This window comes from Streptomyces sp. NPDC001532, from assembly GCF_040298625.1.
Classification (GTDB): domain Bacteria; phylum Actinomycetota; class Actinomycetes; order Streptomycetales; family Streptomycetaceae; genus Streptomyces.
The window spans coordinates 64,363-75,043 of sequence record NZ_JBEPAL010000006.1 but is presented as its reverse complement, the minus strand read 5'-3'; the positions used below and the strand labels follow the sequence as shown (position 1 = coordinate 75,043).

The following is a 10,681-nucleotide window of genomic DNA, read 5'->3' as shown; positions in this document are numbered from 1 at the left end:
GTTCGGGGGCGCGTGCTCGGGTGTGCTGACCTCGGGCTGCTCGACGAGTGGTTGGTGCGGGCGGTGCGGGTCGAGCGGGCCGGGGACCTGTTCGGGAGTGCCTGAGCGGGTCGTGCCGGGGCCGGTGCGGGAGACTCGGACGCATGCGGACTGCGTACAGCGTGGAGACGGTCAGGGCAGCCGAGCGAGAGCTGATGGCGCGGCTGCCGGAAGGTGCGTTGATGCAGCGGGCGGTGGCCGGGCTCGCCGTCGCCTGCGCACAGGTGCTGGGACGGGTGTACGGCAGCCGGGTCGTGCTGCTGGTCGGAAGCGGTGACAACGGGGGCGACGCGCTGTACGCCGGGGCACGGCTCGCGCGGCGCGGTGCGGGCGTCACGGCGGTGCTGCTGACGCCCGGACGGGCGCACCCGGCGGGACTCGCGGCGCTGCGGCGGGCCGGTGGCCGGGTCGCCGCGGTGGCCGAGGGGGAGCGGCTGATCGAGCGGGCCGACCTCGTCCTCGACGGCATCGTCGGCATCGGCGGCCAGGGCGGACTGCGGGAGGAGGCCGTACCGCTCGCGGAGGCGGCCGCGCGCGCCCGCGCCGCCGTCGTCGCCGTCGACCTGCCGAGCGGGGTCGACGCGGACACCGGCGAGGTGCGCGGGCCGGCCGTGCGGGCCGATCTCACGGTGACCTTCGGGACGCACAAACCGGGGCTGCTGATCGACCCGGCGCGGGAGTACGCCGGTTCCGTACGGCTCGTCGGCATCGGGCTCGACCTGCCCGCCGAACCCGAACTGGAGGCGCTCCAGCACGCGGACGTCGCCGCGCTGCTGCCGGTGCCCGCGGCGGAGAGCGACAAGTACCGGCGCGGTGTCGTCGGTGTCGCCGCCGGGTCGGTCCGCTACCCCGGGGCGGCGGTGCTGGCGGTCGCCGGGGCGCTGCACGGTGGCGCCGGGGCCGTGCGGTACGTCGGGCCCGCCGCGGACGCGGTCATCGCCCGTTTCCCCGAGACGCTGGTCTCCGACACCGGGCCGCGCCGGGCGGGGCGCGTGCAGGCCTGGGTCGTCGGGCCCGGCGCGGGCGACGACGCGCAGACCGTCGCCGAGGTCCTGGCGGCGGACGTACCGGTGCTGATCGACGCGGACGGGCTGCGGCTGGCCGACGCCGAGGCGGTACGCGCCCGGACCGCGCCGACCCTCATGACCCCGCACGCCGGTGAGGCCGCCGCGCTGCTCGGCGTGAGCCGCGAGGAGGTCGAGGGGGCGCGGCTGGTGGCGGTGCGTGAGCTGGCGGGCCGGTACGGGGCGGCGGTGCTGCTCAAGGGGTCGACGACGCTGGTCGCCGGGCCGGGCGGGGGGGCCGGCGGACCGGTGCGGGTCAACCCGACGGGCACCCCGTGGCTGGCCACGGCCGGCAGCGGCGACGTCCTCTCCGGGCTCGCGGGTTCGCTGCTGGCGGCGGGGCTGCCGGCGGTCGACGCGGGCAGCGCGGCGGCGTACCTGCACGGCCTCGCCGGCCGGTTCGCGGCGCAGGGCGCGCCGGTGGGGGCACGGGACGTGGCGGAGGCGGTGCAGCGGGCCTGGCGGGACGTGTGCGGCTGAGATGCCCGCGGCACAGACGCGGGCGGCTGCCGGGCTGCCCGTTTCCTCCCGGCCGGTGGGCGGACTGGGCCATAAGGCAGGTCCCGGGGTGTGCGGTCGCCCGGGGGGTCGGGGGGCTCTGAGAGACTGGGCGGGATGAGTACGACTGCACATCTGCCGACCGCCCCGTTGCGCGCCCGCGCCGAGATCGATCTGGCCGCGCTGCGCGCCAACGTGCGGGCTCTGCGTGCCCTTGCCCCCGGCGCGGCCCTGATGGCCGTGGTGAAGTCGGAGGCGTACGGCCATGGCGCGGTGCCGTGTGCCCGGGCGGCCGTGGAGGCCGGGGCGACCTGGCTGGGGACCGCCACGCCCGAGGAGGCGCTGGCGCTGCGCGCGGCCGTGCTGCCCGCGGATGTGCGGATCATGTGCTGGCTGTGGACGCCCGGCGGGCCGTGGCGGGAGGCGATCGAGGCCGATCTCGACGTGTCCGTCAGCGGGATGTGGGCGCTGCGCGAGGTCACCGAGGCCGCCCGGCTCGCGGGCCGCCCGGCGCGGGTGCAGCTCAAGGCGGACACCGGGCTCGGCCGCAACGGCTGCCAGCCCGGCGCCGACTGGGAGGAACTGGTCGGCGCCGCGCTGCGGGCCGAGCGCGACGGCCTGCTGCGGATCACCGGCCTCTGGTCGCACTTCGCCTGCGCCGACGAGCCCGGGCACCCGTCGATCGCCGCCCAGCTGACCCTGTTCCGGGAGATGCTGGCGTACGCGGAGGGCCAGGGCGTGCGCCCCGAGGTGCGGCACATCGCCAACTCGCCGGCCACCCTCACCCTCCCCGAGACCCACTTCGACCTGGTGCGCCCCGGTATCGCGCTGTACGGCGTCTCGCCCAGCCCCGAGCTCGGCACCCCGGCCGACTTCGGGCTGCGGCCGGTGATGACCCTGTCCGCCTCGCTGGCGCTGGTGAAGCAGGTCCCGGGCGGGCACGGCGTGAGCTACGGGCACCAGTACACGACGGCGGGCGAGACCACCCTCGGCCTCGTCCCGCTCGGTTACGCGGACGGCATTCCCCGGCACGCCTCGGGCTCCGGGCCGGTGCTGATCGGCGGCAAGTGGCGGACGGTCGCGGGACGGGTCGCGATGGACCAGTTCGTGGTGGACCTCGGCGGTGACGAACCGGAGCCGGGCGCGCCGGCCGTGCTGTTCGGCCCCGGCGACCGCGGCGAGCCCACCGCGGAGGACTGGGCGCAGGCGGCGGGGACCATCGCCTACGAGATCGTCACCCGGATCGGGACCCGTGTGCCCCGCGTCTACCTGAACGCGTACACGTGAACGCGGCGATCTGAACGCGGCGATCTGAACGCGGCGATCTGAGCGCTTCGATGTGAACGCGGATGTGAACGGGCAGGAGAACGGGTAACCGGCACAGCGGCCGGTCGGCAGCACAGCACTCGGTGAGGAGCGGTACGTGAGCGAGAGCAGCGCGGAGGTCGTCGCGGGCGCCGCGGCCGTCGCCTCCGCCGCGGGGGCGGCCGGGAACTGGCGCCGGGCGACCGGGATCGCGGGCGCCGCGATAGGCGTCCTGGCCGCGGGCGCGGCGGCCGGTGTCGCCCTGGAGCGGATGACCGTGGGGCGCGGAGTGCGCCGCAAGGCCCGGCTCGCCCTCGACTCCGCGGGACCGTACGGCGCGCTGCGCGGCACGCCGGGCAAGGCGTACGCCGACGACGGCACCGAGCTGTACTACGAGGTCGACGACGTCGAGCCCGACACCGGTGCCGCGGTCAGCCCGCGCCGCCGCAGGCTCTTCGGCCGCAAGGCGCCCGCGCCGGTCACCGTCGTCTTCAGCCACGGCTACTGCCTCGGCCAGGACTCCTGGCACTTCCAGCGGGCGGCGCTCAGAGGCGTCGTACGGACCGTGCACTGGGACCAGCGCAGTCACGGGCGGTCCGGGCGCGGGGTGGCGCAGCTGACCGACGGGGTGCCGGTCAGCATCGACCAGCTGGGCCGTGATCTGAAGGCGGTGATCGACGCGGCCGTGCCGGAGGGGCCGATCGTGCTGGTCGGGCACTCCATGGGCGGGATGACGATGATGGCGCTGGCCGCGCACTTCCCGGAGCTGATCCGGGAGCGGGTGGTCGCGGTGGCGCTCGTCGGCACGTCGTCGGGCGGGCTCGGCGAGGTGAACTTCGGGCTGCCGGTCGCCGGGGTGAACGCGGTGCGGCGGGTGCTGCCGGGGGTGCTGAAGGCGCTGGGGCAGCGGGCCGAGCTGGTGGAGAAGGGGCGCCGGGCGACCGCCGAGCTGTTCGCCGGGATCATCAAGCGGTACTCGTTCGCCTCGCGGGACGTCGACCCGGCCGTGGAGCGGTTCGCCGAGCGGATGATCGAGAGCACCCCGATCGACGTGGTCGCCGAGTTCTATCCGGCGTTCACCGAGCACGACAAGACCGAGGCGCTGGCCCACTTCGCGGAGCTGCCGGTGCTGGTGCTGGCCGGCGTGCAGGATCTGGTGACGCCCAGCCAGCACAGCGAGGCCATCGCCGATCTGCTGCCGGACGCCGAACTGGTGCTGGTGCCGGACGCCGGGCACCTGGTGATGCTGGAGCACCCGGAAGTGGTCACCGACCGGCTCGCCGACCTCCTCACCCGCGCGGGTGCCGTGCCCGCAGGAGCTACCGTGGGTGGCTATGGAAGCACCAGCGGCACCGCACAACCCGGCCGATGACCCGGCCGTCACCGAGCTGACGGTCACCTCCCCCGATCAGATGCGCGAGCTGGGGCGCCGGCTCGCCAAACTGCTGCGCGCCGGCGACCTGGTGATGCTCACCGGGGAGCTGGGCGCCGGCAAGACCACGCTCACCCGCGGGCTCGGCGAGGGGATGGGCGTGCGCGGCGCGGTCACCTCCCCGACGTTCGTGATCGCCCGGGTGCACCCACCGCTCGGGGACGGGCCGCCGCTCGTGCACGTCGACGCCTACCGCCTGGGCGGCGGGCTGGACGAGATGGAGGACCTGGACCTCGATGTCTCGCTGCCCGACTCGGTGATCGTCGTGGAGTGGGGCGAGGGCAAGGTCGAGGAGCTGACCGACGACCGGCTGCACGTGCTCATCCACCGTGCCGTGGGCGACACCACCGACGAGGTGCGGCACGTGACGCTGACCGGCATCGGTGAGCGCTGGACGACGGCGGACCTGAGCGCGCTGTCCGCCTGAGCGGTGGTTTCCGACAGGACGTCGGGAAGATATTGCGCCGGGGCCGTCGGGCGTGGTCACATGGTATCCCGCTCGTAGTTAGGTGAACCTAACTGCGTCCGTCCCCCGGCACCAGGAGGCGTCCATGTCGGCCACGGAACGAGAGGAGACGCCGCCGCGCGCGGTGTCCCCGATGTCGCCTGTGTCCCCGGTCTCCATGCGTGATCTGCTGGCGTCCTGCGCCGCGGCGACCGCCGTCTCGACGCCGCCCCGCGAGCCCCGCCGGCCGGAACCCGAGCGGCTGTCCGGGCACCGCGAGGCCGCCTAGCACAAGCGCGGGGCCGCGTGGCGGAGACCGGGCGGGAAGTCGCCCTAACGGATGACGACGACCTTCTGGCCGATCGTCGCGAACTCCCACATCGCGTCACCGTCGGGCCGTGACTCACGGATGCCGCCGGTACGGGCGGTGGGCTCGGGGGCCGGCGTCGAGCCGTCCACGGCCGCGCTGAAGCCGATGGTGACGTTGTCGACGCTGGCGAAGCGGACGACGTGCTCGATGGGCGTGCCGTCGGAGCCGGTGATGTGCTTGGAGCGGGACGTGACCGCGTAGACGCCGGGCGCCGGATCCAGGCTGCTCGGGGTGACCTCGAAGGTGCGCAGCACCTTGTCACGGGCGCCGACGAGCCAGACCCGGTCGTCGTCCAGGGAGTACACGACCCGTTCGCCCCGGCCCGAGCCGCGCGGCAGCGCCGCGGGGTGCCGCAGATCGCGGGGGGCCTTGGAGACGGCTGCCGCGGGCCGGCCGCCGGCCCGCGCCTGGGACAGCTCCACCGGCACGTTCGCCGAGGCCTGATAGGCGAGGAACCCGACCGTCGCCATCGCCGCGACCGTCAGCCCGGTCACGATTCCGGCGCTGCTGCTGGCCACGAGCGCCCACCTCCGCGTCGTATGTCCAAAGACGTACCGTAACGGTAGGTGACGGTAGCAGTCGGAGAGTGAGGCACCGGCACTTCCGACACGGGTCCCGGGGAGCCGTAGGCTGTTGGCGTGCTCTTGCTCGCTCTGGATACCGCCACGCCCGCCGTCACCGTCGCCCTGCACGACGGGACGGACGTCATCGCCTCGTCCAGTCAGGTGGACGCGCGCCGGCACGGTGAGTTGCTGCTGCCGGCCGTCGACCGTGTCCTCGCCGAGGCGGGGCTGCGGCTCGACGCCGTCACCGGCATCGTCGTCGGCGTCGGCCCCGGCCCGTACACCGGCCTGCGCGTCGGTCTGATGACCGCCGACACCTTCGGGCTCGCCCTCGGCGTCCCCGTGCACGGCGTGTGCACGCTCGACGGCCTCGCCTACGCGGCCGACCTGGAGGGCCCCTTCGTGGTGGCGACCGACGCCCGCCGCAAGGAGGTCTACTGGGCCCGGTACGCCGACTCCCGCACCCGGGTGACCGACCCGGCCGTCGACCGGCCCGCCGACATCGCCGACCAGGTCCGCGGCCTGCCCGCGGTCGGCGCCGGCGCCCTGCTGTACCCGGACACCTTCCCCAGCGCGCACGAGCCCGAGCATGTCTCCGCCGCCGCGCTCGCCTCCCTGGCCGCCGGGAAGCTGGCCGCCGGCCAGGAGCTGTCCGCGCCCCGGCCGCTGTATCTGCGCCGGCCCGACGCCCAGGTCCCCAAGAACTACAAGGTGGTCACCCCCAAGTGACCGGCACCCCGACCCCACAGCTGCGCGAGATGCGCTGGTGGGACATCGATCCCGTGCTCGAACTGGAACGGGAGCTGTTCCCCGAGGACGCCTGGTCGCGGGGCATGTTCTGGTCCGAGCTGGCGCATGCGCGCGGGCCCGAGGCGACCCGGCGGTACCTCGTCGCCGAGTGCGGTGAGGACGACACGGGCCGCCGGATCGTCGGCTACGCCGGTCTCGCCTCCGCCGGTGACGTCGGCGACGTCCAGACCATCGCCGTCGCGCGTGAGTACTGGGGCACCGGCCTCGGCGCCCGGCTGCTGACCGAACTGCTGCGGGCTGCGACCGAGTTCGAGTGCGCCGAAGTGATGCTGGAGTGCCGCGTCGACAACGTCCGCGCGCAGAAGCTGTACGAGCGCTTCGGCTTCGAACCCATCGGCTTCCGGCGCGGGTACTACCAGCCCGGCAACGTGGACGCCCTGGTGATGCGCCTCGCCACCGCGCCCGGCAGCGGCTCCGCCGCGGGCGCCGACTCCGTACAAGGAACCCAGAGCAATGGCTGACGAACCCCTGGTCCTCGGTATCGAGACCTCCTGCGACGAAACCGGCGTCGGCATCGTCCGCGGCACCACCCTGCTCGCCGACGCCGTCGCCTCCAGCGTCGACGAGCACGCCCGCTTCGGCGGCGTGGTGCCCGAGGTCGCCTCCCGCGCCCACCTGGAGGCGATGGTGCCCACCATCGACCGCGCCCTGAAGGAGGCCGGGGTCAGCGCCAGGGACCTGGACGGCATCGCCGTCACCGCCGGCCCGGGCCTCGCCGGCGCCCTCCTGGTCGGCGTCTCCGCGGCGAAGGCGTACGCGTACGCGCTCGGCAAGCCGCTCTACGGCGTCAACCACCTGGCCTCGCACATCTGCGTGGACCAGCTGGAGCACGGCCCGCTGCCCGAGCCGACGATGGCGCTGCTGGTCAGCGGCGGCCACTCCTCGCTGCTGCTGTCCTCCGACATCACCTCCGACGTCCGCCCGATGGGCGCGACCATCGACGACGCGGCGGGCGAGGCCTTCGACAAGATCGCCCGGGTGCTGAACCTCGGCTTCCCCGGCGGCCCCGTCATCGACCGGTACGCCCGCGAGGGCGACCCGGCGGCGATCGCCTTCCCGCGCGGTCTGACCGGGCCGCGCGACCCGGCGTACGACTTCTCCTTCTCCGGGCTGAAGACCGCCGTGGCCCGCTGGATCGAGGCGCGGCGGGCGGCCGGCGAGGAGGTGCCGGTGCGCGATGTGGCGGCCTCCTTCCAGGAGGCGGTCGTGGACGTACTGACCCGCAAGGCCGTCCGGGCCTGCAAGGACGAGGGCGTCGACCATCTGATGATCGGCGGCGGGGTCGCGGCCAACTCCCGGCTGCGGGCGCTCGCCCAGGAGCGCTGCGAGGCGGCCGGCATCCGGCTGCGGGTGCCGCGTCCGAAGCTGTGCACCGACAACGGCGCCATGGTGGCCGCGCTGGGCGCCGAGATGGTCGCCCGTAACCGGTCCGCCGCCGACTGGGACCTGTCGGCGGACTCCTCCCTGCCGGTGACGGACCCGCACGTGCCCGGGCACGACCATGTGCACGAGGTCGGCGAGGAGAACCTGTACTCGTGACGGTCGCGCTGATGTGGGAGGCCCGGGCGGTCCCCGGCAGGGGCGGTGACCTGCTGGAGTGGGCCCGGGCCCAGGAGCTGTCCCCGGCCCCGCTGCGGCGGGAGACCTTCCGCGCGCCGCAGGACCGGGTGCTCGTGATCACCTGGTGGGACGCCGCCCCGGACGCCGAGGTGCCGGAACTCGCGGAACCCGACGCCGGTCTGGTGACCCGCGCCGTGCACCGCTGGCGGTTCGAACAGGTGGAGGTCACCGGCGGCTGACCCGCCTCAGTCCAGCGGCCGTACCTCCGTCTCGCAGCGCAGCACCCGGTCCGGCCCCAGCTCCCGCTCCGGCCCCGCCAGGGTCAGTTCCGCCGTGTGCCGTACGTCGGCGCTGGAGGCGGCCAGCCGCAGCTGGATCGCGCCGGGTTCCACCACGCGCCGGCCGTCGCGGCCGGTGAACGCGGCTAGGTCCGCCGGGAAGCGGAAGGTCACGCGGGCCGCCTCGCCGGGCTCCAGCGGCAGGCGCCGGTAGCCGACCAGCCGGACGTCGGGACGGGTGACGGTGGCGACCGGGTCGTGCAGATACAGCTGGACGACCTCGGCGCCCGCGCGGTCGCCGGTGTTGCGGACGGTGACCGAGAGGTCGTAGGAGCCGTCCGTGGCGATCTCCGGGGCGGTGCCGGTGACGTCCTCCCAGGCGAACGTCGTGTACGAGCGGCCGTGGCCGAACGGGTGGAGCGGGGTCGGGTCCAGGTTGCTGACCTCGCCCGCCAGGCCGAGCGGCGGCTGGAGGTACGTCCACGGCTGGCCGCCCGGTTCGCGGGGCACGCTCACCGGGAGCCGGCCGGACGGGTTCACCCGGCCCGACAGCGCGCCCGCCACCGCGGGACCGCCCTCCTCGCCGGGGAAGAACGCCTGGACGACCGCGCCGAGCCGGCCGTCCCAGCGGCCGAGCGCGTAGGGGCGGCCGGTGAGCAGCACCAGGACCACCGGCACGCCGGTCGCCACCAGCGCGTCCAGCAGCTCGGCCTGCACACCGGGCAGCCGCAGGTCGGTGGCGTCGCAGCCCTCGCCGGAGGTGCCGCGCCCGAACAGGCCCGCCCGGTCGCCGAGCACCGCCACACAGACGTCGGCCTCGGCGGCGCGGGCCACCGCCTCCTCGAAGCCGGAGGTGTCCGGATCGGAGGTGTCGCAGCCCGGCGCGTAGGTCACCTTGGCGTCGGGGAGTTCGGCGCGCAGGGACTCCAGCAGGGTCGGGATCTCGATGCCCATCGGTGTCTCGGGGTGCTGGACGCCCACGTGGGAGGGGAACGAGTAGCAGCCGAGCATGGCCAGCGGGTCGGCCGCGCGGGGGCCGACGACGGCGATCCGGGCGTCCGGCGACAGCGGCAGCAGGCCGTCCGGGTTGGCCAGCAGCACCACCGACTCCTCCGCCAGCTTCCGGGCCAGCGCCCGGTTCGCCGCCGAGTCCAGGTCGATCGGGCCGGACGGCTCGGGTGTCCAGTCCTCGTCGAGCAGGCCCAGCTCGCACTTCTGCGTCAGCACCCGGCGGACCGCGCGGTCGACCAGTTCCTCGGGGACCTCGCCCGCCCGGACCGCCTCCAGCAGCGGCTCGCCGTAGCCGGCCACCGTCGGCAGCTCCACGTCGATGCCGGCGGCGAGCGCCGCGTGGGCGGCCTCGGCGGGGGTGCCGGCGACGCGGTGCAGGCTCTGGAGGAAGGTGATGCCGAAATAGTCGGCCACCACCGTGCCGGTGAAGCCCCAGCGCTCCCGCAGCAGCCCGGTGAGCAGGGCGGGGTCGGCCGAGGCCGGCACGCCGTCCGTCTCGGTGTACGCCGCCATCACCGAGCGGGCGCCGCCCTCGCGCAGCGCGTGCTCGAACGGCGGCAGGGTGACGTCCGCGAGCTCCCGCAGCCCGGCCCGCACCGGGGCCAGGTTCCGCGCGCCGGCCGAGGAGGCGTAGCCGGCGAAGTGCTTCAGGGTGGCGACGATCCCGGTGGACTCCAGGCCCCGCACATAGGCCGCGCCGACCGTGCCGACCAGGTACGGGTCCTCGCCGATGGTCTCCTCCACCCGGCCCCAGCGCAGATCGCGAACGACGTCCAGCACCGGCGCGAGGCCTTGGTGCACGCCGACCGAGCGCAGGTCGTGGCCGATGCGGCGGGCCATCTCCTCCACCAGGTCCGGGTCGAAGGTGGCGCCCCAGGCCAGCGGCACCGGGTACGCCGTCGCGCCCCACGCGGTGAAGCCCGCCAGGCACTCCTCGTGCGCGAGCGCGGGGATGCCGAACCGGCCCGCGTCCACGATCCGGCGCTGGGCGCTGGCCAGCGAGCGGGCGCCGATCTCCGGGTCGACGGGGGCGGTGCCGAAGGGGCGGGTGAGCTGGCCGAGGCCGCGGGTCATCAGCTCCTCCCACTCCTCATCGGAGCGGTCGGCGGTCAGGTCGTGCTGATGGGGGGCGACCCCGGCGCCGTCCGTGGTCGCGCCCACCCAGATGCCGTACAGCTGTGCCGTCTTCTCCTCGAGGGTCATCCGGGCCAGCAGGTCCTCGACGCGGGCGGCGGCGGGCAGGGCGGGGTCACGCCAAGGGGTGGTCATGGAACTCCTGTCGGTAGCGGAGGGCGCGGAGGCCGTG

At 75.0% G+C, this 10,681-nt stretch carries 11 protein-coding genes; 9 read left to right on the top strand and 2 right to left on the bottom strand.

The window, feature by feature from the left end; all coding sequences use genetic code 11:
* Nucleotides 1-143 precede the first annotated feature (143 nt).
* The 5 genes from ABT232_RS08250 (at nt 144) to ABT232_RS08230 (ending at nt 5,072) form a co-directional block, all read left to right on the top strand.
* Entirely contained in the window at nt 144-1,583 is a 1,440-nt protein-coding gene (locus ABT232_RS08250) for an NAD(P)H-hydrate dehydratase (RefSeq protein WP_351837604.1), read from the top strand.
* Between the two features lie 135 nt (nt 1,584-1,718).
* On the top strand, nt 1,719-2,888 hold the full coding sequence (gene alr, locus ABT232_RS08245) for an alanine racemase (protein WP_351837601.1): 1,170 nt from the start codon (nt 1,719-1,721) through the stop codon (nt 2,886-2,888).
* A 136-nt stretch (nt 2,889-3,024) separates the two neighbouring features.
* Complete coding sequence (locus tag ABT232_RS08240) at nt 3,025-4,278, top strand: alpha/beta fold hydrolase (RefSeq protein ID WP_351837599.1); 1,254 nt, start codon at nt 3,025-3,027, stop codon at nt 4,276-4,278.
* On the top strand, nt 4,241-4,765 hold the full coding sequence (gene tsaE, locus ABT232_RS08235) for a tRNA (adenosine(37)-N6)-threonylcarbamoyltransferase complex ATPase subunit type 1 TsaE (RefSeq protein ID WP_351837596.1): 525 nt from the start codon (nt 4,241-4,243) through the stop codon (nt 4,763-4,765). Before ABT232_RS08240 ends, tsaE begins: the two co-directional genes overlap by 38 nt.
* Nucleotides 4,766-4,889: 124 nt before the next feature.
* The gene (locus ABT232_RS08230; RefSeq protein ID WP_351837593.1) at nt 4,890-5,072 is read left to right on the top strand and encodes a hypothetical protein; all 183 of its coding nucleotides are present in this window, start codon (nt 4,890-4,892) and stop codon (nt 5,070-5,072) included.
* A 44-nt stretch (nt 5,073-5,116) separates the two neighbouring features.
* Here the strand turns inward: ABT232_RS08230 and ABT232_RS08225 are convergent, their stop codons facing one another.
* Complete coding sequence (locus tag ABT232_RS08225; RefSeq protein WP_351837590.1) at nt 5,117-5,671, bottom strand: hypothetical protein; 555 nt, start codon at nt 5,669-5,671, stop codon at nt 5,117-5,119.
* A gap of 120 nt (nt 5,672-5,791) precedes the next feature.
* On the opposite strand from ABT232_RS08225, the gene tsaB reads away from it, so the two are divergent.
* Genes tsaB through ABT232_RS08205 form a run of 4 tightly spaced genes read left to right on the top strand, consistent with a single transcriptional unit; the run spans nt 5,792 to nt 8,325 of the window.
* Entirely contained in the window at nt 5,792-6,445 is a 654-nt protein-coding gene (gene tsaB, locus ABT232_RS08220; protein WP_351837587.1) for a tRNA (adenosine(37)-N6)-threonylcarbamoyltransferase complex dimerization subunit type 1 TsaB, read from the top strand.
* 29 nt (nt 6,446-6,474) lie between these two features.
* A complete protein-coding gene (gene rimI, locus ABT232_RS08215; RefSeq protein ID WP_351837987.1) occupies nt 6,475-6,987 on the top strand; it encodes a ribosomal protein S18-alanine N-acetyltransferase in 513 nt (170 codons plus the stop codon).
* Nucleotides 6,980-8,065 (top strand): tRNA (adenosine(37)-N6)-threonylcarbamoyltransferase complex transferase subunit TsaD, encoded by a 1,086-nt coding sequence (gene tsaD, locus ABT232_RS08210; protein WP_351837584.1) that lies wholly within the window; start codon nt 6,980-6,982, stop codon nt 8,063-8,065. Before rimI ends, tsaD begins: the two co-directional genes overlap by 8 nt.
* Nucleotides 8,062-8,325, top strand: coding sequence for a hypothetical protein (locus tag ABT232_RS08205; RefSeq protein ID WP_351837581.1), 264 nt, complete (start codon nt 8,062-8,064; stop codon nt 8,323-8,325). Before tsaD ends, ABT232_RS08205 begins: the two co-directional genes overlap by 4 nt.
* A gap of 6 nt (nt 8,326-8,331) precedes the next feature.
* Here the strand turns inward: ABT232_RS08205 and ABT232_RS08200 are convergent, their stop codons facing one another.
* Nucleotides 8,332-10,644 (bottom strand): beta-xylosidase/alpha-l-arabinosidase, encoded by a 2,313-nt coding sequence (locus ABT232_RS08200; RefSeq protein WP_351837578.1) that lies wholly within the window; start codon nt 10,642-10,644, stop codon nt 8,332-8,334.
* Nucleotides 10,645-10,681 lie beyond the last annotated feature (37 nt).